We start from the raw sequence: 24,320 nt of genomic DNA, 5'->3' as shown, positions 1-24,320 counted from the left end.
GGCGCTGCTGAAGGGGCTGGCAGGTGCAGTGCAGATCCGAGTTCTGATCGACGCGCGCCGCCGGGATTACCCGTTCGGCTGTGCCTCTGAGACGCACAGGCGTCCATCGGGGGATGTGGAGCCCGTCGACGCTGCACCCGATCGGATCATTCGGGAATTCGAGGCCGTGCGAGCACACTCGAAAGCACGTTGGCGCAGCAGCCGGCGCCGGGATGGTCACGGCGACCGCGCTCCCGACGTGACGCTCCCCGCGAACTGACTGGTCCGAGAACGCGAAGCGGAGGTTTCGGCAATGGCCGAGAACGGCGGGGACGACCCCAGGATTGCGCAGCTCGGACAGTTCACCCCGGAGGGCGAGCTCACGCCGGGCTACGGCGACCACTACCTGTTCATGGTGGGGCGGGACGATTGCCACTCCATCCTCCACCATCTGATCCCGCGGGAGACGATGGTCTTCAAGTTCAACATGTTCGGCTACGACGACGACGAGCTGAACGCCGACATCATCGCGCTGATGAAGAACCCGAACGTCAGGGTGCAGGCCAGCCTCGACCGCTCACAGGCCGGCGGTAAGCACGAGAAGGAGATACTCGCGCTCGACGAGACCAGCGACCCGAACTTCTACAACTCGTTCACCATCCTCGAGTCCGCGACCCATCAGATCTCCCACACCAAGGGCGGGTGTCTCATCGGCCTCGGGATGGGGTTCGAAGGCTCCATGAACTGGAGCGACAGCGGCGAGGGGACGGGGATCAGCCTCAAGCCGACCGACCCGAAGAAGCCGGGCTTCAAGGCCCAGAACAACACGCTCCTGGTCTCGACCAACCCGGTGTTCCTGTCGCGGTTCAACGCGCGACTGGACTCGGAGCACCTCATCGGTCTCGCCCAGCACACCGGCACGTCGAAGTAGGGGAGACCGACGATGTCCTACGGCCCCGAATCGCCGGGCGGCGGTCCGTACCAGGGAGGCTTCTACGGCGGCCCGCCCGCGCCCCCGCCGACCCGCACCCGCCGGCCCCTGTGGTGGTCGATCCTGGCCCTCGTCGTCCTGGTGATCATCATTCTCGTGAGCGTCTTCTCGTGCTCGTCGACGAGCACGACGACCTACTCGGGTCCGACCACCCCGGTCTACCCGCCGGTCGCGGACGGGACCCCGCCGCCGCCGAGCTATCCGACCTCGGCCGTCCCGCCGTCGTACACCACCACGACCACCACCGCGCCGCCATCCACCACCGGAAAACCGCACCCGCCGACCCGCATCGACACCGGGACGGGCGGCCAGCGCGCCGACGTCGGCGACGGCGGGGGAGGGACGGCCGGTTCGGTGGCGGTCGGTCTGCTCGGTCTCGGTCTGATCGGCGCGGGCACGGCAGCGCTGTGGGTACGGCGGCGTCGTAGCCCGTGACGCGCCGCGGCCGGTGCCCGACGTGGGTGCTGCCGTCCTGCGCGATCGTGCTCGGGCTGATCATGGCCGCGTGGGGGTTGGGTTGGGCACCGGGCACGGACGTCGCGGATGCGGTCCCGCCGTCGCACACCGCCGCCGCGCCGGCCACCGTCGCGAACCGCTCCCCGGCGCCGCGCATCGCCGGGCGCCCGGTGCGCTTGATCATCCCGGCACTGGGGGTGCGGGCCCCGGTGGACCCGGTGGACGCACCCGACGGTGACCTCGAAATACCGGGCGACCCGGGCCGGGTCGGGTGGTGGCAGGCGGGTGCCGCTCCGGGGGCCGAGGCGGGGACGGTCCTGATCGCGGGCCACGTCGACACGGCGGCGTCCGGGCCGGGAGCCCTGTTCTGGCTGGACCGTCTGCACCCGGGGGACGCGGTGACGGTCGCGACCACCTCGGGGGACGTCCACTACGTCGTCGCCACCCTCCGGCGCTATCCGAAGGCGGACCTTCCCCGGTCGGTGGCAACCCCGGCGGGCGCACCGGGCCTGGCCATCGTGACCTGCGGCGGAGCCTTCGACCGCCGCGCCCGCAGCTATCTCGACAACGTCGTCGTCGCCGCGGTCCCGGCATGACGTCGGCCACCGGCCCGGGCTTCCGTCGCCTTGACAGCGGCTCTGCCGAACGGATACTTGGCGGTTTCCCGTTGTATCTCTCTCCGTAGCCGTCCACGTACGGCGTGCGGTGGATTTCGGCGTGCAACCACGAGGGGGTGGATGCCTGATCTCTGCTACGCCGGCACTGAAACGCATGAGCTTCCTGACCCGGGACTTCGATCAGGCTCGGGAGATTCTCGCGCCCGCCTACGGCGATCACGCCCCGCGGCTGCTGGGGGGCCCCGAGCGCTTCGTGTTCCGGGCCTCCACGGTCGAAACCGACCTTTTCGGGCTCGACGACGACTTCTACGGATCGGTCGTCGAGAACGACTACCGGCCGCTCCAGAACACCTTGACGATCGGACTGCTGCGCGAGGGGCGGGTGGCCCTCGACGACGGGGACCAGCAGCGCATCGCCGCCGCGGGCGACCTGGTGTGGTTCCGGCCCGACCGGGCGCACCGCATCTGGTCCGAGGACATCGCTCCCGGCTTCGCTCGTCTCGACCTCGCCGCGCTGGAGCGCGTGGCGCACGAGATCGCCGGAGAGGCGGCCGGACCGTTGCGGTTCCTCCCGGGACCCGCGGTGTCGGAGCGCCGGACTCGCTACTGGGACACGACGCGGCGGTGGATCGCCGAGACCCTCCTCCCCGACGACGCGCTCATGGCCGAGCCGCTGATGCGGGCAGAGGCGTTCCGGACGCTGGCCCGCGCCACGTTGCTGGCCGTGCCGAACACCGCGCTGGACGCGCTCGCCGACCCGGCAGGCCCGGGCCCCGGGGGAGCCGAGCCGGCGACGGTGCGGCGGGCGGTCGAGTTCATCGAGGCCAACGCCCGGACCGACATCGACATCACGCAGATCGCCGAGGCAGCGAGGATCGGTGTGCGCGGGCTCCAGGCGGCGTTCCGCCGCCACCGCGACCAGACCCCGATGGACTACGTCCGGCGGGTGCGGATGCAGGGCGCCCACGGCGATCTCCAGGCCGCGGACCCCACGGCCGGCGACACCGTCGCCGCGATCGCCGCGCGCTGGGGCCTGATCCACGCGGGTCGCTTCTCCGTCGAGTACCGCGAGCTCTACGGCTGTTCGCCCCGGGACACGCTGCGTCGCTGACCGTGCCCCGGCAGCATGTCCGTGGGCGACGGCGCCTGTCCGGCGGGCGCGGGAGATATCCACAGCGTGAACATCATTGAATTCGCTGCGATTTCTGATCCGCGTGGGGTTGTCCCGGGACATGGTGGCGGCTCATAGTCGTCGTCCGTACGCCGATCGTCATCGGTTGCTCGGGAATGTGAACGGCGGAAACCGTCCTCCGGTCCGGATGTCCGCGCCGTCATCAGACGGCCGGGTCGTCCGGACCTGCGGTGGTACCCCGGACCGGGTCTTCTCCTGACCCGGGGACCACATACGCCGGGCCGCGCGCACGCCGGGGGGCATTGTGCGACGCGGCCCGGCGTATCCCGGCCGACCGGCGTCGGAGCACTTTCCAGGACCGTCACCGGCGAGGACACTCGGGGCCTGTGAGTCGGGGACCGGGTCCTTTCGTGAGGATCTCTTCAGTCGACGAGGTCGGCGGGAAATGGGATCTCGCGCCCGCGGATCGACCATTCCGGCGCCGGCGGGTCTCTGATCGACGGCAAGGTCCGAGGGAGGCGTCATGAGCGGTGGGCAGGTCGGGCAGGAGATCGTGATCCACGGTCGCGTGGTCGGTGCGCAGGTGCGGGTGGCGGTGATCCTGGCTGTTCACGGCCCGGACGGTCCGTACCGGGTGCGCTTCCCCGACGGCACCGAGACGGTGCTGTTCCCGGGGCCCGACGCCGAGTTCCGGTCCGCCCCGGCGTCGCGATGAGTGGTTCCCCGACCCCGCCCGCCCGAGTGCGGCGCCGTACTCGAATTCAGAACGCGAAAGCCCGACCGACCGCGCCGCTCTCGCATGAGTATTTCGGCAGCCACCGCCGATAATCCGGACGGCGATCGTTCCAGTAGATTGTTGACCGTCGAATCGACTCACACCGAGATGTGCTCCACGCAGCTTGGCCGTCCCGTTTCACAGTGATTCAACACCGAGCCGGGAACTTTGACGAGCGTCCAGTGAATTCGTATTTCAACCTATCCAGGGCGCGCCACGGATGTCCGCGGACCGAACATCATGACAGCGTTGCTGAGAATTCTTCCAATGACGGTTGTCCGGGCGAAGGTGAAAGCGCATAGTCATCGATCTCGCACGGATGGTGACCGTGTCGTGTCGACGGGCAGGGCCTCGCGCTCGGGGGGAGGCCCCGCCCAGAATGGATCTCGAGGAGTTCGTGGTGACGGTGGATGCATGCTGGATCGGGTCCGGGCGAGCACGGTGCACGCGGTGAGGCGTGCTCTCGCGCTCGTGACGGCGGACCTCGTCGACCTGGGGGGTGAGGCCCTGGCCGCCGTGGGCCTGACCCTGGTGGGGGCGCTCTCCGGAGTACTGGGGGCTTCCCGCTCCGAGGACGTCCGGACGCGTCCGCCGCTCGTCGAGGACCGGTACGGGAACGTGCGGATCCTGGGGGCGGCGGGCGCGCGGAGGCGGCGACCGGTGCCCGAGGTGCCGGCGGCGGCACCGTCGAACCGGGGGCGGCAATGGTGACGGTGCTGCCGGCCGCCGGTGCGCGTGCGAGCTATCTCCTGGTCTCCCAGGCGTTGGTCCGCCCGTTCAACGGTGAGGGGGCGGGCTGGACGCTCACGGGCTACCGCGAGGGTGCGCGGTGCTGGTCGAAGGACCTCGCCCGCCACGGGGCCCCGGCCGGAGCCTCCGCGGCGACCGCGCAGGCCGTCGCCGACCGGGTGCTGCGCCGGGACGGCATCGCCACCGGCGGCGACTGGCACGCCATCGCGGCACCCGAGGGCGACGAGCACGGCGCCTTCTGGGTCGTCGCCGCCCCACCCGCGCCGGGATCACCACGCCGGCGGGCGATGCGCGGCCTGCACGGCCGTTCGAGATAGCCGGACCACGGATCCGGGAGAGGCGAGCCATGGGCATGTTGTCGCTACCGCGCTGGCCTCCCGCAGCCGCGTTCGTCACCGCCGACGACACGGACCCGATCGGCGGGTCCACGAGCGCCGTCACCGTCATGGTGGTCGGCGCGGGCGACCGGATCACCGCCAACCACCTCGCCCGCTACGTGGACGCGCTGGTCCGGGAGGGGGCGCGCCACCTGATCGTCGACGTTTCCGCGGCGAGCGACTGCGGTTGCCGCCTCCTCACCGTCCTGGCCCGTGCCCGGGCGGATCTCGTCGATCGCGGTGGCGCGCTCGACGTGACCGGGGTGTCGCTACCGCAGTTCCTCGACGCGTTGCAGGGCGCGGGGCCCGACGAGGTCTTCGTGGTCTACGACGCGCTCCGGGCCCGGTCGCCGTGGCGTCGGGCCGGCGCGACCGGGACCGTCAGGACGACCTGAGCACGGGCGGCAGGTTGATGCCGACGGGAACGCCCCATCCGGTCACCGCGTCGTAGCCCTTGCCGGCCTCGTACCCGACGCCGGGGTCGGGTGTGGAGGTGTTCGTCCCGTCGGTGATGTCGCGGAAGGCGGGCAGTCCGTCCCCCTCGTAGAGCCGCGGCGTGGCGAAGACCGGCTTCTGCTGGGGTCCGAGCGTCGCGTAGCACCGTGCGATCAGCGAAGCCCACAGCGGCGCCGACGCGCTCGTCCCCCCGTTGGGCGCGTCCCGACCTTCCATGATCAGGTCGTAGAAGGGTCGGCTGGCGAGTGCGGCGACGTCGGGGACGACCCGGCCGTCGAAGTCGGACCCGTCGTCGGGCCGGCTCACCGAGACCTGCTGCTGCCAGCTCGGTCGGGGGATGACGGTGCTGATGCCGCCGCCGGTGGCCCCGCCGCCCGTAGGATTGCCCGCCGGGTCGAACCTGGTGCCGGGCGAGTCGAGCCACGCGACCTCCGCCCCGTTCTTGATCTCGGTGCCCCCGACGGCGAGCACCGATGCGCTCGAGGCCGGGTAGTTGACGTGGCACCGGCCGTCGTTGCCGTTGTCGCCCGAACCGTCGTCGCCGGAGGAGACGCACACCGTGACCCCGAGTGCGGCCAATGCGGCGAGGCGCTGCTCGATCGCCGTGACGGCAGCCGTGCTGAATGCGGTGGGGTCGTCCTCACGGGTTCCCCAGCTGACCGATACGACGGCGGGCCGGTCGTGCAGCAGGCGGTTCAGGATGTCCACCCAGCCCTTCTGGGTGAAGGGTGCGAAGTAGACGGCGATCTCGGCGCCCGGCGCGAGGCCCGCGACGATCTCGACGTCCATCATCACTTCTCCGGATGCGCCGATCCATTCCCCCTGTTTGCTCGTCGGGAGCTGCTTGATCTCGGCGAGTGTCGGAATCGGCTGCTGGTCGATCGACACGGTCGTGAGGGACGCCGTGGCGTCGGGAAGACGGTATTTCCGGCAGAACTGTGCCAGGTCCTCGGCGAAGTACCCGCCGAAGAACTCGAGGACGGCGATCGTCTGCCCCGACGCGTCGCCGGACGGGAAGTCGTAGCGGTCCTCGAGTTGTCGCGGGCTCAGCGCGGTGCCGCTCGGCGGAGCCTCCGGGGCGGCGGTCAGCCGGTGCGCGACGCGACGCAGGTCGAGGCCGAACACCCCGGTGACGATCGTGGCGAGCTCGGCCGGCACCTGGACCGGGCCCTCCTGGCCGCGATACTCCTCGGCGGGGCCGCGGTACGTGCCGAGGTGCACCCCGAAGGCCTTCTCGACCACCTTGGCGGGTCCCTCCACGGAGACGGACCGGGCCGTCCGCGAGGAGTCGCGGACGGTGAGGCCGAGGCGGCTCAGCGCCGCCGTCACCGTGTCGATGTCCTGCTGCGAGGCGCCGTAGTCCTTCCGGAAGTCGGCCGGGTCCATCGCCCCCTCGGTGGCCGTCGCGCCGGAGGGGAGATCGGGTCCGCGCAGGGTCAGCGTGATCTCGACCGGCAGATCCGGATTGACGTCGGCGATCTTCTCGACGCCCGGCTTCATGGGTTTGTCGGTCCCGGGTACGGTCGTCATGTCATTCCCCCCGTGTGATGCGCCGCGGATTCGTCGGCGCCCGGAATTCCTGTGGAGCCATCGACCATCCTCGTCCGGGATGTCGTGGTCGATCGACCAACGGAAGGAATCGTGCGCCAGGGGTGATTGTGTGGTTGACCAGGCTTTTTCGGGTTCATCGGGGAGAGCGGTATCGGGGAGTACCGAGGCCGACGCGGTGCGTGGGAATTGCAGATCCAATATCGTCGACGAACGACCGAACGGGTGGCGTCGGACTTTGTGCGACGATCCCGTCCAGGCTACGCAATTCTGCGTAGTTTCTCGCCGAGGTGGAAGCCCGCGCGGCCCGGGCTATCACTCGTTCGAGTGGTCCCCTCCGGTTCGTCGCAACGCTGCGTTGATCGTCAGCGAGACGGATCTCGACAGCACCACACACCCGACGGGGCCAGCCCCGCGGGATTCCGGGGGGACGAGCATGAACCAGCCGGCGCCGCCGTCGTGGGGTCCACCGCGACAGCCGGACCCGTACCAGCAGTGGCCGGTGGGCTACGGGCCCTACGTCCTGCAGGCCGCGCCCCCGCCGCAGGAGTCCACTGTCTTCCGCTACGTCGCGCTCGCCTGCGGCACGCTCCTGGTCATCGGTGCCCTCGTCCTGGTCGGCCTGATGCTCATCCCGCGGGCCGCGGCGCCGGTCGTCGTCGCGGGGAGCAGCGCGCCGGCACCCCTCGTCGCGACCGTCACCGCGCCCAGCACGGCGACGGGTGGCTCCTCGTGCGGGACGACGGCGTCGGGCCACTCGGTCACGATCGTCAACGGCACCGTCCCCTGCGATCACGCGGTGACGGTCGCGACGCAGTGGCTCTCCTCCGGCACCACTCCCGGCTACGGCGAGGGCTCGGCCGGGACGATGTACTCCTGGACCTGCACGACCACCACGTCGGGTGGTGGCTGGTGCACCTCGAAGATGGGCAGCCACCTGAGCATCAGCTCCTGAGCAGGGGATCCCGGAAACGACCCCACCGGTCGTCGTGATCCGGTTAGCGTTCCCGACGGCAGGTGTGTCCGGGTCGGGAGGTGCGGTGCAGATCGTCGTCGCCGGGCAGGACGCCCCGCCGTGGGGCCCGCCGCCGTCGTCGCCCGAGCCGGCGTGGCTCGCCTCGGGGGAGTACGTGTTCGTGCCGGTGCACGAGGTGCCCGCCGGCGCGGAGGCCCTGCTCGAGCTGCGGACGCTGACCGACGGGCGGCTCGCGCTGCCGGTGTACGGGTCGGCGACGTCGTTGGTGCGCTGCTGCGGGGAGGCCCAGCCCTACGGGGTGTTCCCGGCGTCCGCGGTCGAGGAGCTCCTCGCGGCGAGCGGTGCGGACGTGGTGGGGGCGGACCTGCCGTTGCCGCCCGAGGTGCGGCGGCCGGCGTCGTGACCGGCCCGGGGTTCGACGTCGACCCGGCCGGGATGGCAGCGGTCGGCGCGCGGATGACGGGCGCGACGGCGGGCCTCGGCGCCGCTGCCGGTGGTGGGGGAGGGACGCCCGCCGCGGGCACCGCGACCGGGGCCGTCGCGGCGTACCTGGAGGCGGTCTCCCAGGCGGCCGCGCGGTTCGCCGAGGCGGCGCAGCGCAGCGGGGAGGCGGTCGGGGAGGCCACCTCCGGCTACGCGCGCGGCGACGGGGATGCCGCGTCGCGGATCGGGGCGGTCCCCGTGCCGGGCACCGGGGGCTGAGATGCCGATCGACACCCACGTCGACGCCGACCCGGCGTCGTGCCGCACCACCGCCCGGTGGCTCGACGGGGTCTCGCGAGCGGGGGAGGGCGCGGCGGACCAGGTCGTCGGGGCCCGGAACGCGTCCTTCGACTGCTGGGGCGGACAGGCCGGGGAGGCGTTCCGCGACCAGGCCGGGCGGATCGGCGCCGCGGGGGACACGACCTCGGCGCAGGCGCGCATCGGTGGACAGGCCCTCGACGACTTCGCGACCTCGGTGCAGGGCGTCCTCGAGACCATGGCCCGGGCGCGCGCCGACGCCGTCGCGGCCGGGCTCCCGGTGAGCGGCGAGCTCATCGGCGAGCCGGTGGCCGTCGCACCCGGGCCGCTGCCGACCCCGCCGTCGGGAACCCTCCTGCCGCCCGAGCAAGTCACGGCTCACCAGCAGGCCGCTGATGCCGCGACGGCCCAGCAGGCGGCGTTCGACCGGGCGAGGCAGGTCACCGACGAGGCGCGGACCCGCTACGTCGAGGCCCAGACCGAGCTCACCGACCGGATCCGGGCGCCGACGAACGAGGCGGTCGCCGTCGCGAAGAACGTCACGCTCGTGGTCTCCAGCGTCACCTCGACCCTCGGTGCCCTCGACGGGGCGGCGAGGACGTGGGCCGAGGTCGCCGACCGGGCCGCGGCCCAGCGCACCGCGCTGATGGGCCTCATGCTCGCGCCCGGCGTCCCGCTCGAGCAGGCGGTGCGCGGGGCGCTGCAGGCCGGGGACGATCTCTCGGTCGCCCAGCGCGCCGGAGCGGCGAACGCCGACGCGCTGCGACGGGCCACGCTCGGCGGCAGCGAGACCTCGCTCGGGCTGCGGCGCTACCCCGGGCAGTTCGCCGAGTCCGGGCTGCTCGACACGGCGCGCCCGGTGCTGAGCCGGGTCCCGGTCGTCAGCCTCGTGTTCGCGGGCGTGGGGGTCGGCACCGACGTCGCGGGCGGTCGCAGCGTCGGATCGTCGGTGGCCAAGCAGGGAGCGACGCTCGCCGCCGGGGCCGGGGCCAGCTGGATGACGACGGTGGCAGGGACCGCCGCGGCCGCCGCCCTCGGCGCCGGGGCGGCCGCCGCGCTGCCCGTGACCCTCGTCGCCGTCGGTGTCGGCGCGCTGGTGGCCTTCGGCGTGGGCGCCAACTGGGACTCGATCGAGAGCACCGCGAAGGGGCTGTTCTCGTGAGGGGGCGGCGATGACCCGCGGGGAACCGGTGGCGGGCCTGCCGCCTCGTCCGGACCCGTCGACGGGCCTGCCCACCCCGCCGCCGGCGCCCGGGGTGCGCAGGGCCCCGCCGGGGCGGCGCATGCCGACGCGGCCGAAGCCCCCACCGCCGGGCCGCGGTCCGGTCCTGGCCGGGACGTCGGGCGAGCCGCGCGACGCGGTGGTCCTGCTCGGTGGCGGACTGGTCGCGCTCGTGGTGTTCGCCCAGCTCGTCGTCGGGCTGGACCGGCTGGAGTCGGTCCCGCCCGCGTTCTGGGGTGCGCTCGGGTTCCTCGTCCTGATCATCGGGTGGTGGGCGTACGCGACCGCGACGGGCTATCTGGCGGTCGGCGCCGACTGGCTGCAGTACGGGCCGACCTGGGTGGATCTGTACGACCTGACGGAGGTCACGAGCTCGCGGGGCGCCTACGCGGTGCCGATGCTGCGCCTGCGCGACGGGTCCGGGCGACGGGTCGAGTGCGCCGTGCACCAGCTGCGCGCCGACCCCCTGATGTGGGATCTCGTCCATCTCGGGCTCCGCTGGTCGCGGGCGACCCAGCAGGTGCGCGTCGACCGCGCGGCGGAGGCGGTCGTCGGCGACGACCCGCTGCCGGCCGGGGCGCCGGCGCAGCGGCGGCGGGTCGTCGTCGCGCGGGTCCGCCGAGACGATCCGGCGACGACGGAGCTCCCCCCGCGGCCGGACCCCTGGACCTGCCGACCGGTCCCACCGCCCGCGCCCTGGACCGGGCCGGACGCCGTCGTGCAGGTGCCGCGTCGTCCGCAGTCGTCGCCGCCGGGGCGCGGGCCGCTGGTCGGGGGCCGGTCGGGCGTCGACGTCCGGGGTCTCGCGGCGTTCGGGGTCGTCCTGGTTCTCGCGGCGGCGCTGGTGGTGACGCTGGTCGGGCTCGAGGCGCTCGTCGCCCACCCGCTGGACACCGCGGTGTACGGGATCGGCACCGTGGTCGTGGTCGGGGCGATCGGCTGGGTCGCGGCGGCGAGCTACGTCGCCGCCGGCGCGGACTGGGCCGCGGACGAGTTCTCGTGGGTCGACCTGTACGACCTCGTGGCCGTCCGCGTCGCCCGCACCCGCTGGGGCGTCGCGGGATTGCAGCTGACCGACGGCGAGGGTCGCCGGGCGGTGCTGGTGCTGCGGCAGGTGCGGGGCGACGCGCTGCTCGGGCGGTACGTGCACCTGGGCGTCCGGTGGTCGCGGGCGACGAACGTGGTGGAGATCGACGACGCGGCGCTCGCGATCATCGACCCGACCGGATCGGACGCGCGCTGAGACCGCCCGAGGCCCATGATCAACGGGCCTCCGTGGTCATGCGGGAGGCCTTCGGACAAGAACACGGTCCCGTTCATCACCGCGTCAGTCCACCGGCCGAGAAATGGTGACCGAGCGTCACGAACGTGCGAGCGCACCTGGCCACACGACGATCTCCATGACGCCTGTCCGAACGCTCCCGGCCATGATCGGTTCGATCACGCCCGACCGCCCACACAGCACGTGATCAGTGCTCCGGCCTGCGGTTTTGTCACGAGTCGGCGCCGTGGTGTGACCCACACGTTCGGGTCGTTGTGGCTCCTTCAGGTGTGCCGCGCTGTTTCCTACGATGCCGCGCCGTGGTGCACCGTCTTGATCGTCGCAGAAACGCCCGGTGGCGTAACTGGACGCGTCGTTTCGGCAGAGGAACGGGTCCGGCCGCGACGGGTGTGGCCGTCTCGCTGGCCGTGGTGACCATGGTCGGCGTCGTGTCGGTCCTGCAGTCGGAGGCGGGCAATCCTCCGCCGCCCCTGGTCGCCCCGCCGCACCCCGCGCCGGCGCCACCGGTCGCGCTCCGGTGGGTGGTGGACCCGTCCGGGACGCAGCAGATCTCCGACGTCGTCGGGCCGCAGGCGGCCGGCGGGGACACCCTGCCCCGGTTCGGCGTCGCCGGCGCGGACCTCGGGCACATGTTCAACGTCGGCGGGCGCATCGCGATCGTCTTCGGCGACACCTACGGGGGGCCGCCGTCGCCCGGACGGTTCTTCCAGCTGCCGCACCCCGACTGGCGCAGCAACGTGTTCGGCTGGATCGACCCGCAGGCCTCGCCGCGCGACGGGTTCTCGATCAACCAGATGGTCACCGACGCGCCGAACCACGCCAAGGAGCTGCTGCACTCCCGCAAGGTCAACGGTGACGAGTGGACCGTCATCCCGACCTACGGCATCGACGTGGGCTCGCGGATCTACCTGCACTACATGTCGGTCGCCACCGACTTCGCGCACCCGGGACGCTGGCCGCTCAACTACGCGGGCGTCGCGTTCTCCGACGACGGCGGGCGGACCTGGGCGCGGCCGCAGGACGCGCAGTGGCCGGCCGACACCCGCTTCGGCCAGGTCGCGTACGTGCGGCCCGGCGGCGCCGACGACCCCGACGCGCCCGACCCGCCCCGGGCCGCGGGCGTCCCCCGCCTCCCGACCGCCTCGCTCTCGACGATCTACCCGAAGAACCCCTACGCGACGACGTTCCCGGATCCGCGGGACAACACCGTGTACGTCTACGGCATCCCGGGCGGGCGCTACGGCGACGTGTCCCTGGCCGCCGTCCCGCAGGACAAGCTGCTCGACCGCTCGGCCTACCGGTACTGGACGGGCACCGAGTGGTCGTCCGACGAGCAGGCCGCGACGTCGGTCATCAAGGGTCCCGTCGGCGAGCTCTCGGTCCGGTACAACACGTACTACAAGACCTGGATGATGATGTACCTCGTCGACTCGACGGGGCAGATCGTGCTGCGCACCTCGCCGAACCCGACGGGGCCGTGGGGCGACCCGCAGGTCGTGACCACCACCCGCGACCACCCGCTGGGCTACGCGCCCTACCTCACCCCGCGCTGGAACGACGGCCCGGACATCTGGTTCACGCTCTCGACCTACCGGGACTACCGGGTCTCCCTGCTGCACACCCAGCTGCGGTCCCGGCCGGCGACCGATCCGCTGCCGAAGGACGTCCAGGCCGCGGTGCCACCCGCACGCCGCTGACCCCGAGTCAGGCGTAGTCTGTGGTGTGGATCACACGACAACGACGTCTGAGGGTCTGCCATGAGCGAGAAGACGACGAGCACCCACGCCCGGCCCACCGAGCACGACCGCGGCCTCGCCGAAGCCGCCCGCCTCTGGGCGCGCGAGAAGGGGCTGCCGGTCCCGGCGCGCGGTGAGGTCCCGCCGACGATCATCCGTCAGTACCGGCAGCGCACCGCGCCGAACTGAGGCCCGGCGTCACCCCAGCGAGCGCAGGAACATCGCCTCGGCGAGCACGCAGCGGGAGAACATCCCCAGATGCAGGCTCTCGTCGATGCCGTGCCAGCGGCTCGCGGGGTCGCCGACGCCCGTGACCAGCACCGACGCCCCCGGGAACGTTCGCGCGAACTCCGCGATGAACGGGACCGTGCCGCCCATCCCGACCTCGACGGCCGCGTTCCCGAACGCCGACGACAGCGCCCCGCGAGCCCGGTCGTAGACGGGTCCGACGGCGTCGAGGGCGAACGGCTCCCCGGAGGCGTGCAGCGACACGTCCAGGTGCACGCCCCACGGCACGGCCCGTTGCAGGTGCTCGGTGATCGCCGCGACGGCGGCGCCCGACTCCTGCCCGGGGGCCAACCGCGTGCTGATCATCGCCCGGGCGCGCGGGAGCAGGATGTTGGCCGCCCCGTCGACGGCGGGGGCATCGATACCGAGCACCGCGATCGCCGGCCTGTGCGTGAGCCGCTCGGTGATCGTCCCGGTCCCGAGCAGTTCGACGCCGTCGAGCAGCCCGGCGTCGCCGCGGAAGGTGTCCTCGTCGGTGTCGGGTGCCTCCGACGACGCCGTGACCAGCCCGGGCACGGCGACCTCACCCTTGTCGTCGTGCAGGCTCGCCAACAGGCGGCACAGGGCGGTCAGCGCGTCGCCCGCGGGGCCGCCCCACATCCCGGAGTGCACCGCGCGCTCGAGCATCGCGACCTCGACGACGACGTTCGCCAGCCCTCGCAGGCTGGTGGTGACGGCGGGGACGTCGACGGCGGGGTTCGCGGCGTCCGCGATGACGATGACGTCGGCGGCCAGCGCGTCCTGGTGCTCGGCGAGCAGCGCGGACAGCGTCGGCGAGCCGGACTCCTCCTCGCCCTCGACGAACAGCGTGACCCCGACCGGTGGGCGGCCCTCGAATGCCCGCAGCACGGCGAGGTGGGTCATGACGCCGGCCTTGTCGTCGGCCGCGCCGCGGCCGTGCAGGCGGCCGTCGCGCTCGTCCGGCTCGAACGGCGGGCTGGTCCACAGGTCGTCGCCGCCGGTGGGCTGGACGTCGTGGTGGGCGTAGAGCAGGACCGTGGGCGCGCCGGCGGGGGCGGGCCAGTGCGCGACGACGGCGGGGGCGCCGCCTTCGGCGGCCAGGATCTGCACGTCGGCCGCGCCGGCCGCGCGGGCGAGGGTCGCGACGGCGTCGGCGCAGCGCCGGGTGTCCTCGGCGTGGGCCGGGTCGGCCCAGATGCTCGGGATGCGGACGAGGGCCTCGAGGTCGGTCCGCGCTCCGGGCAGGACGGCGTCGACGGCGCGGCGCAGGTCCTCGGGTGGTTCGGGCGTCGTCGACGGGGCCATAGTTTCCGAGCCTAGGCCGCCGCCCTTGGCACGACGGCGCGACCGAGTCACCGTGACTCGGTTGCGCGGGAAGAGTTCAGCGCACGGTGAGCGCGGCCTGTTCGAGGTCCAGCTCGCGCTGGATGCGCCCGAACGCGTCCTCGCTGAGCTTGCCCGCGTCGCGGAGGGCCAGGAGCCGCGAGCGCTCGGCGACGAGCATCGCCTGCCCGTACCGGCGGTACGTCTCGCGCGCGGGCTCGTCGGCGGCGGCGTTCGCGACGTCGGGTCGAGGGGGCTCGCAGTGGGCTCCGGCCCCCGACCGAGCTCCGACCCCGTCGGCGGAAGCGTCGTCGGAACCCCCACCGTCGGACTCGGCGGCGCCGAGGATGCCGGGGCTGACCGGGTCCTGCGCGGTGCCGCCGGCCGCGCGCAGGGCCTCGTCGGCGGCGAGCCTGCGGTTGTGGGCCCGTCGTCGGAGCTGGTCGACGACCTCGTGGCGGCCGGGCTCGTCGTGGTCGATGTGCTCGAGGCACTCCAGCGCGGCGTCGGCGGCGGCGCGGCGGGCGCGGGCCTCCTGGCGCGCGTCCTGTTCCTGCTCGCCGATCGCCCCGGGCAGGTGCCGCGCGAGCGTCGGCAGGCTGAGGCCCTGGCCGAGCAGGGTCACCAGGATGACCACGAAGGTCACGAAGACGATGAGGTCGCGCTGCGGGAAGGCGCGCCCGTCGGGGAGCGCGAGCGGCAGGGTGAGCACCGCGGCCAGCGACACCGCGCCGCGCATGCCGGCCCAGGCGGTGAGCGTCGACTCGCTCCAGGAGGCGTGGCGGCGGCGCAGGAGCGTGGCGAACGCCTGCTCGGTCAGCGCGACCCACGCGAACCGCACCACGAGCAGCGTTCCGACCACCGCCGCCGTCGCGCCGATCACCACCCCGGGAGGGTTCGCCCCGATCCCGGTCAGCACCTCGCGCAGTTGCAAGCCCACCAGCAGGAAGACCATGCCCTCGAGCAGGTAGGACACCGCGGTGCGCACCGATCCGGTGACGACCCGAGCGGCCGGTTCCATGATCGTCGTCGAGCGGTGTCCGAGGTAGAGCCCGGTGACGACGACCGCGACGAGGCCGGACGCGCCGACCGCGTCGGCGGGCAGATAGGCCAGGAACGGCGTCACGAGGAAGACGACGACGTCGGTGTAGGGGTGCAGGACCCGCGCGCGCACCCACCCCACGGCGAGCGCCACGACCGCGCCGATCGCCAGTCCACCCAGGCTGACCAGCAGGAAGCGCCCGGCGGCGGCCGGGAACGACAGGGTCCCGGTGTCGACGGCGATCACGGCGACGGAGAGCACGGTCAGGGCGGCGGCGTCGTTGAACAGGCTCTCGCCCTCGAGCAGCGCCACCACCCGGCGGGGCAGTCGGATGTTGCGGGCGATGGCCGTCGCGGCGACGGCGTCGGGGGGTGCGACGACCGCGCCGAGCGCCACCCCGGCGGCCAGCCCCAACCCGGGGACGACGGCGGCCGCGATCGCGCCGGCCGCGAGCGCCGAGACGATCGTCAGCCCGACCGAGAGCAGCAGGATCGGGCGCAGGTGTATCCGGAACGCCGGCAGCGAGGCCGCGAACGCCGCGCAGTAGAGCAGCACCGGCAGCATCACGACGAGGACGAGCTCGGGATCGATGCGGTAGTCCGGCAGGCCCGGGATCCACGACGCGCCGATCCCGACGACGAGCAGCGCGACGGGGTCCGGCACCCCGGTCTTCCGCGCACCCGCCCGCACCGCTGCCGTCACCACCACGAGGCCGACGACCGCGGCGACCATCTCGACCACGCGCCGGATTCTCCGCCAGTGCCGCGGTCCGCGCTGCCGGAGGGCCGGTCAGTGGGGGACGGTCAGTCCGCGTACTCGGTGGAAGGCTCGGTGGCGTAGCGGGCCATGATCGCGTCGATCTCGCCGGCGCGGGGAGGGCCGCCCGCGAAGGTGTCGCGCAGGTCGCGGAAGTACTGGACGTAGAGGTCCGGGGTGAAGGTGCAGAGCATCGTCGCGGGCTCGTCGCCGGGGTTCTCGAAGGAGTGCGGCGCCCCCGGCGGGACCATGACGAGCGTACCGGGGCCGGCGTCGTGGACGTCCTCGCCGACGGTGAACCGCACCGTCCCGGACACGACGTAGAAGCCCTCGTCGTGCTGGGCGTGGCGGTGCTGGGGCGGCCCGGGCGTGTGCGGGCCGAGGGTGCTCACCGCGAATCCGAGCCGGTGGCCGGTGGTGCTGCCGTCCTCGAGGATGCGCATCTGCACCGACGGCGCCAGCTGGAGCGACTCGCCGTCGTCGGGACCCACGATGTTGACCGGTGTCATGCGGTCGATCGTCGTCCCGGCGGTGCCGGGCCGTCCACGTCGTCAGCAAGCCGATCCACATCGCCGCAACCGAGTCACCGTGACGCGGTCGCGTCAGGAGTCTTGGCCCTGACGGTGGACCGTCCCGAGCCTGGGTCGGCCCGTGCACCTCGCTGTCGAGAGGCAGTCGATCTTGCCAAGCGCGGCGTCAAGGTGGGTTCGGCGGCTCGGGCCCCGGCGGCCCGGGCTCTGATCCACTTCCGTGCGGCGGAACACGTCAGATCTGATGCGTTCCGCCGCACTCGTCGTGATCATGGACGGGAGGGGCGCCGGGGAGGGCCGCGTCCGGCCGGATCGGCGGCGCGTCGGACGCATCGGTCGGTGACGGCGGCCCCTGGGAGACTGGGGAGAGGACGAGCGGGACGAGGAGGACACCGTTGAGCGCGATCCCGGACTTCGACGCCGCGTACCGCGGCGAGGCCATCACCGAGGGCCTCGAGATGGTGCCGTGGAACATCGGCGAACCGCAGCCGCCGATCGCGGCGCTGATCGCCGACGGCCAGGTGGCGTCACCGGTGCTCGACGCCGGGTGCGGGGTCGGTGCGACGACGCTCGACCTCACCGCGCGCGGGTACGAGGCGGTCGGTCTGGACTCGTCGTCCGCGGCGATCGCGGCGGCACGGCGGACCGCGGCGGAGCGGGGCCTGGACGCCGAGTTCGCGGTCGCCGACATCACCGCGTTCACCGGCTACGACGGCCGCTTCGCCACGGTGATCGACTCGACGTTGTTCCACTCCATGCCGGTGGAGGCCCGGTCGGACTATCTGCGCGCGGTGGCCCGGGCGTCACGACCCGGGGCCGTCCTGCACGTGCTGGTGTTCGACGTGACCGCCCTGTTCCCGGAAGGGGTCGGACCGAACTGCGTCACCGCCTCCGAACTGCGCGACGAGGTGGAACCGTTCTGGGACGTCGACCGGATCGGGCACTCTGCGATCCACGCGCGAATCCCGCCGGAATGGGCGCCGGATCTGCCGAGCGACGCGGCGGGACGGCGCCTGTACCCCGCTCATCTGCTGACCGCGCACCTCCCGGGATAGCGAGCCTGTCGAGAACGCGGCGGCGGGATCGACAGTCCGTCGGGACCGACGCTCGAGGAGGGCACCGTCATGATCGCGAACCAGTCCGCCGCCGACGAGTACCGGGAGATCGCCGGCCGGTTCACCGGCCTCGTCGAGGCGGTTCCCGACGACGGATGGGCGCGCCGGTCCCCGGTGCCGGACTGGAGCGCGCGCGACGTCGTGCGCCACCTCGTCGACTGGTTCCCCGACTTCCTCGCCGGCGGCACGGGCGTGACCCTGCCGCGGGGACCGGGCGTCGACGACGATCCGGTGGCCGCCTGGCGGACGATGAGCGACGGCGTGCAGGCCGTCCTCGACGACCCGGCGAGCGCGGACAAGCTGCTGGTGAACCCGCACATCGGTGAGGTCCCGCTGCCGGACGCGATCTCGCGATTCTTCACCGCCGACGTCTTCATGCACACCTGGGACCTCGCCCGCGCGACCGGCGGGGACGAGACGCTCGATCCGCAGCGCTGTGCCGTGATGCTCGAGGGGATGCTGCCGCTCGACGAACTGCTGCGCGCCAGTGGTCAGTTCGGGCCGGCCGTCGAGGTGCCGGACGACGCCGACGTCCAGACCCGGTTGATCGCGTTCATCGGCCGCGACCCGCGCTGACGCTCAGGCGGCTTGCTTCACCGCCGCACGCAGCACTTCCCGCAGGTCGGCGGCCATGACCGCGGTGGTGTGGTGCTCGACGACCCACTCCCGCGCGGCCTCGCCCATCGCACGCGCCCGGCCCGGGTCGGCGAGGAGCTCGCCGATCGCGTCGGCCATCGCGTCCGGGTCCCCGGGCTCGACGAGGAGCCCGCGGACGCCGTGCTCGATCAGCGCCTCCATGGGCGGTGTCCGCGTGGCCACGATCGGCCGGGCGCTCGCGGCCGCCTCCAGCACCACCGTGGAACCGCTGCCGCGCATCGTGGGGACCAGCGCGACGGCGACGACCGTGGCGCGGCCGTACATCGCGCGCACGTCGCCCTCCATCCGACGCCGGTGCAGCGTGCCGAGCGAGGCCGGGATCCGGACGTCCCGCTGCGTCGTCCCGAGCTCGAGGCGGACCGGGACGCCGCGCGCCTGCAGCCGGGCGACCGCGTCGACGAGCAGGGGATGGTCGCGGAACCGGTCGTCGCCGACGCTCGCGACCGTCGGGCCCGCGTCCTCCCACGGCTGCGCGGGGAAGAAGTCGGTGTCGATGCCGAGCCGGACGGAGTGGACGCGTTCGGGGTCGAGGTCCCACGCGTCGACGAGGTCCTCACCGATGGAGTCGGCCAGCACGACGACCCCGGACAGCCGGTGCAGGGCGCGCCCCACGGTCACCCGCTTGCTCGCCGAGTACGTCTCCGGCCGGCCCGCCCAGACGATGTTCGACACCACCGGCGGACCACCGGGCGCGAGCGCCGCGGGGAAGCCGGTCAGCTCGCTCATGCAGAGCACGGCGTCCGAGGTGCGCCGTTCCCGCGAGAGCATCTCCGCCGCGGTGGCCACGACCTCGAACCCGTTCAGCCGGTTCCGGACCTTGCGGGCCACCCACGCCGCGCTCGTCGAGTGCAGCGGGTGGCGGAACTCGACCTCGACGTCCGGGTCGTCGGCGAGATGGTGCAGGCCGTAGGGACTGCGGTCCGGGATCTCGTCGCGGGCGTGCGCGTCCTCGTGCTCGTCGACGTCCAGCTGCTCCGGGAGCTCGACCCGCACCTTCATCGCCGTCAACCCCCGCTCCGCCTCCGTGGAGCGGCGACGGTAGCGAGGGGATCATGTTGTCAAAGTGTGTTGCGGAGTTTGGCGACGAATGGACAGAACTGTCCGACAACGGATCACCGCCAGGGAAAATCGATCCCCGGTGGTGATCCGCCGGAGATCAGCCTTCCGTGAGCGAGCGGTGCGCCGCGTGGAGCTGGGTCGAGAAGAGGGCGACCTGCGGGTCGTCGGCCGACCACTTCGCCATGTCCTGTGCCGCGTGATCATCCCCGTGAGCGCTCAGGACGTGCAGATCCACCAGCGCGTCGAACCAGGACGGACGCTGGGGCTGCTCGCTCGCCCACGTCGTACCGGTCTCGATGTCCCAGGGGCTACCGATCATGGTCACCAGTCCTTCGTTCCGGGCTTCGGAGCCCGGAAGTATGACGACCGACCATCGTCCGGCCTGTGGCCCGCGCCACAGTCTCGGCCAGTAATCGGTTCAGTACCGAGCGCGACGTGCGGTGTGGTGACAGGTGGTGCGTCGGCCGGACCTCTTGCGTGGTCAAGGGACTGCACCGACCTCGAAGGCGAGCCTGCGCAACCGGCCTCTCACCCCGCCCGTGAGCCCCCGAACTCATCCGCGAGCAACTCGTGGCGTACTGCGAGCGAGGCGGCCTCGAGGCGGGAGTGTGCACCGAGCTTGCGGAGCACGGAGCGGACATGGCTACGCACGGTCATCACCGAGACGGAGAGGGTGCGCTGGATCTGCTCGGTCGTCTGCCCCTCGACGAGCAGGGCGAGACACTCACGTTCCCGAGGGGTGAGTTCAGCTGCACGGCGCCGGAACCATGCAACGTCCTCAGGTGTGGGCGGCTCGACCGGGATCGGTGCCACGGTGACGACTTCGCCGTCGAGAACCGAACGGAGACCGTCGATCAACGTCTGCAGGCTCGCGCGCTTGTCGAACACTCCGTCCACTCCGGGGCGGTCCGCGGTGCGCGCCGACTGCGTGAGTGCCGGACCGGTACTCATCACGACGATCTTGGTGGAGTCCGAGGCTGCGGCGATCAGGGTGTCGAGGAATCGGTCGTGCTCAGCGCCGGCGAGAGATCGGTGGTCGACGAGGCACATACTCGGTCGGCGCCGACGCACCTCGGTGAGGAGATCGTCCGGGCCCCCGATGGTCACGATGGGTCCGTAACCGTGTTCGGTCAGCAATGACGACAAGAGATCGGCGTACAGAAATCGTCCGTCTCCGATCAGAACGTCGATCATTCCTCCCCCTGCTCGCGATGCCCCGGTCGAATCACGTCACAGATGCTGCCAGTCCGGACCACCTCATGCCGCGAGCCGGGAGTGTAGCGAGATCCGCGGACGTCCGGCCGAGGGCTGATAACGATTTGCGGAATGTCGGCCACCGCGTTCCGTGCCTGATCAGGCGCTCTCAGCGACTTCGAGAGATCCGCGATCGCGCAGTGAATCTCCACGCGTTCGCGGCAGGACAGGACCACCTCGATTGCGTAGTGTCACCACAATGGCGCCCATCCGGGTCCAGCTCGTTTCCGACGATCAGATGCTGGCAGACGCCCTGACCTGGCGGCTCGCGCAGGAACCCGACGGGTTCCAGGTGACGCACAGCCCGGGTGTCGTCGCGCGGGCGCTCGAAGCCCTGAACACCCAGGGCGCCGACGTGCTGGTGATCGACGCCGGGTCGGTCGCCGGGCACTGGACGATGATCGCCGATGCGGTCATCGACACGCCGGACGACCTGCTTGTGGCGATCTTGTCCGACACCACCGAGGCGGAGGACGCGATCCTCGCGGCGATGCGGCATGTGTCGGCGTGGCTGCCACCGACGGCCACCGCCGATCACGTGATCGAGGTGCTCCGTGCCGTCGTCCGGGGGCACGTCTTCTACCCTCCCGACGTACTCGGGGCCGTTCTACGCCGGCTCGTGGACGGCGTCCCGGATCGGCGTCCCGGGAGCGGGCCGCTCACGTTGCTCACCGAGCGCGAACGAGATGTGCTCGTCTGTCTGGTCGAGGGTCGTCATGGGCAGGAGATCGCCGAACGTCTCGACATCGCCGCGAACACCGTCCGTTCACACACGAATCGCATCCTGCGCAAATTGGGTGTGCACAGTCGTCTCGAGGCCGTTCGGGTCGCGCGCGAGAACGGGTTCGAATCCCGCGCGGTGATGGCGGCCGGGGTCGCAACCGTCCGTCGAGTACCTCAATCCGACCAGACGCTCTGATGCACTCGGGCGATGCCTCGCGGCGTGATCGTTCGTACCGTGTGCTCACTCGTTCAGGCGTCATCCGTCCGTGAACGATGACACATTGTTCCCGTTGTGGGGGTGGCGGCGGGTCCACGCGTGTGTGCCGATGTTCTGACAGGGGGAGACATGGTCACAGTGCGCATTAGCTATCCGGTGGGCGACGATCGGTCTGCCACATGATCTTCGTCGTGGCGCTGTTCACCGCCGCGATCGGGAGTGCCTCCGCACTGATGGGGATGCTCGCCGCGCGGCTCACCGCGGACGCTCGACCGGCGTGGCTCGGGGTGGCCGTCGGGTTCGGCATTCTCATCGTGCTCCCGGAGGGCAGCCGGGCAGCCCGCTACTCGTCACCGACTCTGGATGCGATCGAGCTGTCAATTCCGTGCCTCGTCGTCGCGTTCCTGGTGGTCGCACTGACCGACCGCCGGCCCGTCGCGGGGCGTCGGGTCGTGGCCGTCGCCGTCGGCGCCGCCATCCTGACGACCACGCTCGTCGGACTCGGGACCGCGTATCCCGGTCCGCTCGGTGCCGCGTCGACGTTTCCACCGTCCCGCCTCGGGCTGTCCTCGGCGTGGGTCGGGCTTGCGCTCGCGGTCGCTGTCACGGCTCTGTGCCGGCGTGAGCGAGCCCTGGCGGCGGTCGCGACAGGGGTCGCCGCGCTCGGAGCGGCCCATCTCACCGATCTCCTCGGCGCCGGCCCGCTGCAGGAGGGGGCTCCTCCTACGGTTCCGGTTCTCCGGCTGGTGGCTGTGGGCCTCGTGCTCTCAGGTGGTCTGCGTCTGATCTGGCGGGCTCTGACGAGCCTCGACAGCGCCCGCGACAGTCGGGACGAGGAGCTGCGCCTGGTCGCGATGCGACTCGAGCGAGCCGTCGAACGTGATCACGAGCTGCGCACCGGACTGGCAGGGCTGGCGGGTGCGGCCCGTCTCCTCGGGAGCGGGGGCGGAGTAGAGGCCGGCATCGGTGACGCCGCCGGGGGTGGACGCTCCAGAACCGACGCGAAGCCGCTCGACGCCCTGATGACCTCCGAGATCCGGAGACTCGAGGGACTGCTCTGTGTTCCGGTGGGCGGAATCCAGCGGAGGCCCAGGACCGAGTACGACGTGGCGGGAGTCCTCCGGGGTCTCGTATCCCTCCGGCAGGCGTCGGGTGCGGACGTGCGGCTCGAGGTCGACGCCGGCCTGTACGCCATGGGCTCGCCCGCGACGCTCGCTCAGGTCATGGCCAACGTGTTCGCGAACGCCGAGAGGCACGCGCCCGGGAGCCCGGTCCGGGTCACGGCGATGCGGTGGAATGCGCGGGTCGTGGTCCGAGTGCGCGATTTCGGGCCCGGCGTCGATCCGACCATCGCCGGGACGGTGTTCGAGCCCGGCGTCCGGGATGCGCGACGGGGTGGCTCGGGACTCGGCCTGCACGTGTGCCGCCAGATGCTGGCGCGGGAGGACGCGTCCATCGCCGTGCGAACCGGTGACCCGACAAAGCCCGGATGCACCATCGTCATGGACCTCCCGTCACCTGAGCCGGAGCCCTCCCAGTTCGCGGCCTCGGCTGCGGGCCAGGAGGGCGACGCGTGCCTCATGTCGTGATGGGCGATCCGACGGATGGTGAAGGGCCTCCGGGCGCCGACGACCGTTGTCCGGTCCTGATCATCGACGACCACGAGCTGTTCAGCGCCACACTGGGTATCGCGCTGCGCGGTGAGGGCCTCGATGCGTCGATGCTGCTCGTCGCCGACGTGCCGGAGTTCCTGAGCCGACCGACCGTGTGTTCCGGTGGGCTCGTCGTGCTCGATCTCGACCTCGGTCGCGGCAGCGATGGTCGAGCCGTGCACGGTGTCGACCTCGTGGAGCCGCTGCGGAGCCGAGGGTGGGCGGTGCTCGTCGTCACCGGGAGTGCGGACGACGCCGGGATCGCGGCCGCGCTGGCCCACGGCGCCGTCGGCCACGTGCCCAAGTCGAGCACGTTCGCCACGCTGTTGAGCACCGTTGCCGCGGCGGCGCGGGGCTCGACGGTGATGTCGGAGACCGAGCGCCTCGGGTGGCTCGAGAGGCACCGCCGCGGAGAGGCGCAGCACCGTGAGCTCGCGCGTCGCCTCGCGCGGCTGACGCCGCGGGAGCGAGAGGTCCTGGAGCTGCTGGGCGCCGGGATGCGGGCGTCCGCCATCGCCGAGCGCTTCGTGGTGACGCTGCCCACGGTCCGGACACAGATCCGCTCGATCCTGAGCAAGCTCGAGGTGGGTTCCCAGCTGGAGGCGGTGGCCCAGTTCCGTCGATCGCGGATTCCGAGCGGCGTCACGGAGCGCGACTCCTGACTCACGGATCCGTGCATCGTCAATATTGGTGATGAGGGCCCGC

General features: G+C 72.2%; 27 protein-coding genes. 20 read left to right on the top strand and 7 right to left on the bottom strand.

The genetic code is table 11. From position 1 onward, the window contains the following. The first annotated feature begins 292 nt into the window (after positions 1-292). From LQ327_RS22405 to LQ327_RS22370, 8 genes are all read left to right on the top strand, one after another. Positions 293-910, top strand: coding sequence for a hypothetical protein (locus LQ327_RS22405; RefSeq protein ID WP_230737983.1), 618 nt, complete (start codon positions 293-295; stop codon positions 908-910). A 12-nt stretch (positions 911-922) separates the two neighbouring features. Further along, positions 923-1,405, top strand: coding sequence for a hypothetical protein (locus tag LQ327_RS22400; RefSeq protein ID WP_230737982.1), 483 nt, complete (start codon positions 923-925; stop codon positions 1,403-1,405). Next, positions 1,402-2,022, top strand: a complete 621-nt coding sequence (locus LQ327_RS22395; protein WP_230737981.1) for a class F sortase — start codon at positions 1,402-1,404, stop codon at positions 2,020-2,022. The genes LQ327_RS22400 and LQ327_RS22395 overlap by 4 nt, the downstream gene beginning before the upstream one ends. Positions 2,023-2,197: 175 nt before the next feature. Continuing rightward, complete coding sequence (locus LQ327_RS22390) at positions 2,198-3,154, top strand: helix-turn-helix transcriptional regulator (protein WP_230737980.1); 957 nt, start codon at positions 2,198-2,200, stop codon at positions 3,152-3,154. A gap of 544 nt (positions 3,155-3,698) precedes the next feature. Continuing rightward, entirely contained in the window at positions 3,699-3,890 is a 192-nt protein-coding gene (locus tag LQ327_RS22385; protein WP_230737979.1) for a DUF1918 domain-containing protein, read from the top strand. 474 nt (positions 3,891-4,364) lie between these two features. Beyond that, entirely contained in the window at positions 4,365-4,661 is a 297-nt protein-coding gene (locus tag LQ327_RS22380; protein ID WP_230737978.1) for a hypothetical protein, read from the top strand. Further along, the gene (locus LQ327_RS22375; protein ID WP_230737977.1) at positions 4,658-5,017 is read left to right on the top strand and encodes a hypothetical protein; all 360 of its coding nucleotides are present in this window, start codon (positions 4,658-4,660) and stop codon (positions 5,015-5,017) included. Before LQ327_RS22380 ends, LQ327_RS22375 begins: the two co-directional genes overlap by 4 nt. 29 nt (positions 5,018-5,046) lie before the next feature. Further along, the gene (locus LQ327_RS22370) at positions 5,047-5,472 is read left to right on the top strand and encodes an STAS domain-containing protein (protein WP_230737976.1); all 426 of its coding nucleotides are present in this window, start codon (positions 5,047-5,049) and stop codon (positions 5,470-5,472) included. Here the strand turns inward: LQ327_RS22370 and LQ327_RS22365 are convergent. Beyond that, on the bottom strand, positions 5,459-7,063 hold the full coding sequence (locus LQ327_RS22365; RefSeq protein ID WP_230737975.1) for a S53 family peptidase: 1,605 nt from the start codon (positions 7,061-7,063) through the stop codon (positions 5,459-5,461). The two genes, LQ327_RS22370 and LQ327_RS22365, sit on opposite strands and share 14 nt — an antisense overlap. 454 nt (positions 7,064-7,517) lie before the next feature. Between LQ327_RS22365 and LQ327_RS22360 the strand changes: the two genes are divergently transcribed. The 7 genes from LQ327_RS22360 (at position 7,518) to LQ327_RS22330 (ending at position 13,227) form a co-directional block, all read left to right on the top strand. Beyond that, the gene (locus tag LQ327_RS22360) at positions 7,518-8,036 is read left to right on the top strand and encodes a hypothetical protein (protein WP_230737974.1); all 519 of its coding nucleotides are present in this window, start codon (positions 7,518-7,520) and stop codon (positions 8,034-8,036) included. A gap of 85 nt (positions 8,037-8,121) precedes the next feature. Continuing rightward, entirely contained in the window at positions 8,122-8,460 is a 339-nt protein-coding gene (locus tag LQ327_RS22355) for an SAV_915 family protein (protein ID WP_230737973.1), read from the top strand. Further along, positions 8,457-8,759: a hypothetical protein gene (locus LQ327_RS22350; RefSeq protein ID WP_230737972.1), complete on the top strand. Its 303-nt coding sequence runs from the start codon at positions 8,457-8,459 to the stop codon at positions 8,757-8,759. Before LQ327_RS22355 ends, LQ327_RS22350 begins: the two co-directional genes overlap by 4 nt. A gap of 1 nt (position 8,760) precedes the next feature. Beyond that, a complete protein-coding gene (locus LQ327_RS34175) occupies positions 8,761-9,960 on the top strand; it encodes a hypothetical protein (RefSeq protein ID WP_269070659.1) in 1,200 nt (399 codons plus the stop codon). Between the two features lie 10 nt (positions 9,961-9,970). Further along, positions 9,971-11,263: a hypothetical protein gene (locus tag LQ327_RS22340; protein ID WP_230737971.1), complete on the top strand. Its 1,293-nt coding sequence runs from the start codon at positions 9,971-9,973 to the stop codon at positions 11,261-11,263. Positions 11,264-11,691: 428 nt separating this feature from the next. Then, the gene (locus LQ327_RS22335; RefSeq protein ID WP_230737970.1) at positions 11,692-12,999 is read left to right on the top strand and encodes a glycoside hydrolase family 183 protein; all 1,308 of its coding nucleotides are present in this window, start codon (positions 11,692-11,694) and stop codon (positions 12,997-12,999) included. Positions 13,000-13,059: 60 nt separating this feature from the next. Next, positions 13,060-13,227, top strand: coding sequence for an Lsr2 family DNA-binding protein (locus LQ327_RS22330; RefSeq protein WP_230737969.1), 168 nt, complete (start codon positions 13,060-13,062; stop codon positions 13,225-13,227). Between the two features lie 9 nt (positions 13,228-13,236). Here the strand turns inward: LQ327_RS22330 and LQ327_RS22325 are convergent, their stop codons facing one another. The 3 genes from LQ327_RS22325 to LQ327_RS22315 form a co-directional block, all read right to left on the bottom strand. Beyond that, positions 13,237-14,592, bottom strand: coding sequence for a dipeptidase (locus LQ327_RS22325; RefSeq protein WP_230737968.1), 1,356 nt, complete (start codon positions 14,590-14,592; stop codon positions 13,237-13,239). 76 nt (positions 14,593-14,668) lie between these two features. After that, entirely contained in the window at positions 14,669-16,384 is a 1,716-nt protein-coding gene (locus tag LQ327_RS22320; protein WP_230738242.1) for a Na+/H+ antiporter, read from the bottom strand. 71 nt (positions 16,385-16,455) lie between these two features. After that, complete coding sequence (locus LQ327_RS22315) at positions 16,456-16,917, bottom strand: cupin domain-containing protein (protein ID WP_230737967.1); 462 nt, start codon at positions 16,915-16,917, stop codon at positions 16,456-16,458. 416 nt (positions 16,918-17,333) lie between these two features. On the opposite strand from LQ327_RS22315, the gene LQ327_RS22310 reads away from it, so the two are divergent. Together LQ327_RS22310 and LQ327_RS22305 are read left to right on the top strand one after the other, a co-directional pair. Further along, on the top strand, positions 17,334-17,993 hold the full coding sequence (locus LQ327_RS22310) for a class I SAM-dependent methyltransferase (RefSeq protein ID WP_230737966.1): 660 nt from the start codon (positions 17,334-17,336) through the stop codon (positions 17,991-17,993). A 69-nt stretch (positions 17,994-18,062) separates the two neighbouring features. Continuing rightward, the gene (locus tag LQ327_RS22305; protein ID WP_230737965.1) at positions 18,063-18,629 is read left to right on the top strand and encodes a TIGR03086 family metal-binding protein; all 567 of its coding nucleotides are present in this window, start codon (positions 18,063-18,065) and stop codon (positions 18,627-18,629) included. A 3-nt stretch (positions 18,630-18,632) separates the two neighbouring features. Here LQ327_RS22305 and LQ327_RS22300 read toward each other — a convergent pair whose 3' ends face one another. The 3 genes from LQ327_RS22300 to LQ327_RS22290 form a co-directional block, all read right to left on the bottom strand. After that, positions 18,633-19,709 (bottom strand): glycosyltransferase family 4 protein, encoded by a 1,077-nt coding sequence (locus LQ327_RS22300; RefSeq protein ID WP_230738241.1) that lies wholly within the window; start codon positions 19,707-19,709, stop codon positions 18,633-18,635. A gap of 157 nt (positions 19,710-19,866) precedes the next feature. Next, on the bottom strand, positions 19,867-20,088 hold the full coding sequence (locus LQ327_RS22295) for a hypothetical protein (protein WP_230737964.1): 222 nt from the start codon (positions 20,086-20,088) through the stop codon (positions 19,867-19,869). A 209-nt stretch (positions 20,089-20,297) separates the two neighbouring features. Then, positions 20,298-20,963, bottom strand: coding sequence for a helix-turn-helix transcriptional regulator (locus LQ327_RS22290; protein WP_230737963.1), 666 nt, complete (start codon positions 20,961-20,963; stop codon positions 20,298-20,300). Positions 20,964-21,222: 259 nt separating this feature from the next. Here LQ327_RS22290 and LQ327_RS22285 point away from each other — a divergent pair, with 259 nt between their 5' ends. The 3 genes from LQ327_RS22285 to LQ327_RS22275 all read left to right on the top strand — a co-directional run bounded on the left by LQ327_RS22285 (position 21,223) and on the right by LQ327_RS22275 (position 24,277). Beyond that, positions 21,223-21,942, top strand: coding sequence for a response regulator transcription factor (locus tag LQ327_RS22285; protein ID WP_230737962.1), 720 nt, complete (start codon positions 21,223-21,225; stop codon positions 21,940-21,942). 200 nt (positions 21,943-22,142) lie between these two features. Continuing rightward, on the top strand, positions 22,143-23,552 hold the full coding sequence (locus tag LQ327_RS22280; RefSeq protein WP_230737961.1) for a sensor histidine kinase: 1,410 nt from the start codon (positions 22,143-22,145) through the stop codon (positions 23,550-23,552). Further along, positions 23,552-24,277 (top strand): response regulator transcription factor, encoded by a 726-nt coding sequence (locus tag LQ327_RS22275; protein WP_230737960.1) that lies wholly within the window; start codon positions 23,552-23,554, stop codon positions 24,275-24,277. Before LQ327_RS22280 ends, LQ327_RS22275 begins: the two co-directional genes overlap by 1 nt. Positions 24,278-24,320 lie beyond the last annotated feature (43 nt).

Source organism: Actinomycetospora endophytica (assembly GCF_021026375.1).
Taxonomy (GTDB): domain Bacteria; phylum Actinomycetota; class Actinomycetes; order Mycobacteriales; family Pseudonocardiaceae; genus Actinomycetospora; species Actinomycetospora endophytica.
Note: the sequence above shows the minus strand (reverse complement) of the source record. Positions and strands in the feature narration are given on the sequence as shown.

Bases quoted from the DNA above. Each gene is read 5' to 3' on its own strand.
- LQ327_RS22405 (WP_230737983.1), top strand. From the start codon at position 293: ATGGCCGAGAACGGCGGGGACGACCCCAGGATTGCGCAGCTCGGACAG.
- LQ327_RS22400 (WP_230737982.1), top strand. From the start codon at position 923: ATGTCCTACGGCCCCGAATCGCCGGGCGGCGGTCCGTACCAGGGAGGC.
- LQ327_RS22390 (WP_230737980.1), top strand. From the start codon at position 2,198: ATGAGCTTCCTGACCCGGGACTTCGATCAGGCTCGGGAGATTCTCGCG.
- LQ327_RS22385 (WP_230737979.1), top strand. From the start codon at position 3,699: ATGAGCGGTGGGCAGGTCGGGCAGGAGATCGTGATCCACGGTCGCGTG.
- LQ327_RS22380 (WP_230737978.1), top strand. From the start codon at position 4,365: ATGCTGGATCGGGTCCGGGCGAGCACGGTGCACGCGGTGAGGCGTGCT.
- LQ327_RS22370 (WP_230737976.1), top strand. From the start codon at position 5,047: ATGGGCATGTTGTCGCTACCGCGCTGGCCTCCCGCAGCCGCGTTCGTC.
- LQ327_RS22365 (WP_230737975.1), bottom strand. From the start codon at position 7,063: ATGACGACCGTACCCGGGACCGACAAACCCATGAAGCCGGGCGTCGAG.
- LQ327_RS22360 (WP_230737974.1), top strand. From the start codon at position 7,518: ATGAACCAGCCGGCGCCGCCGTCGTGGGGTCCACCGCGACAGCCGGAC.
- LQ327_RS34175 (WP_269070659.1), top strand. From the start codon at position 8,761: ATGCCGATCGACACCCACGTCGACGCCGACCCGGCGTCGTGCCGCACC.
- LQ327_RS22340 (WP_230737971.1), top strand. From the start codon at position 9,971: ATGACCCGCGGGGAACCGGTGGCGGGCCTGCCGCCTCGTCCGGACCCG.
- LQ327_RS22330 (WP_230737969.1), top strand. From the start codon at position 13,060: ATGAGCGAGAAGACGACGAGCACCCACGCCCGGCCCACCGAGCACGAC.
- LQ327_RS22325 (WP_230737968.1), bottom strand. From the start codon at position 14,592: ATGGCCCCGTCGACGACGCCCGAACCACCCGAGGACCTGCGCCGCGCC.
- LQ327_RS22320 (WP_230738242.1), bottom strand. From the start codon at position 16,384: ATGGTCGCCGCGGTCGTCGGCCTCGTGGTGGTGACGGCAGCGGTGCGG.
- LQ327_RS22315 (WP_230737967.1), bottom strand. From the start codon at position 16,917: ATGACACCGGTCAACATCGTGGGTCCCGACGACGGCGAGTCGCTCCAG.
- LQ327_RS22305 (WP_230737965.1), top strand. From the start codon at position 18,063: ATGATCGCGAACCAGTCCGCCGCCGACGAGTACCGGGAGATCGCCGGC.
- LQ327_RS22300 (WP_230738241.1), bottom strand. From the start codon at position 19,709: ATGAAGGTGCGGGTCGAGCTCCCGGAGCAGCTGGACGTCGACGAGCAC.
- LQ327_RS22295 (WP_230737964.1), bottom strand. From the start codon at position 20,088: ATGATCGGTAGCCCCTGGGACATCGAGACCGGTACGACGTGGGCGAGC.
- LQ327_RS22290 (WP_230737963.1), bottom strand. From the start codon at position 20,963: ATGATCGACGTTCTGATCGGAGACGGACGATTTCTGTACGCCGATCTC.
- LQ327_RS22285 (WP_230737962.1), top strand. From the start codon at position 21,223: ATGGCGCCCATCCGGGTCCAGCTCGTTTCCGACGATCAGATGCTGGCA.
- LQ327_RS22280 (WP_230737961.1), top strand. From the start codon at position 22,143: ATGATCTTCGTCGTGGCGCTGTTCACCGCCGCGATCGGGAGTGCCTCC.
- LQ327_RS22275 (WP_230737960.1), top strand. From the start codon at position 23,552: ATGGGCGATCCGACGGATGGTGAAGGGCCTCCGGGCGCCGACGACCGT.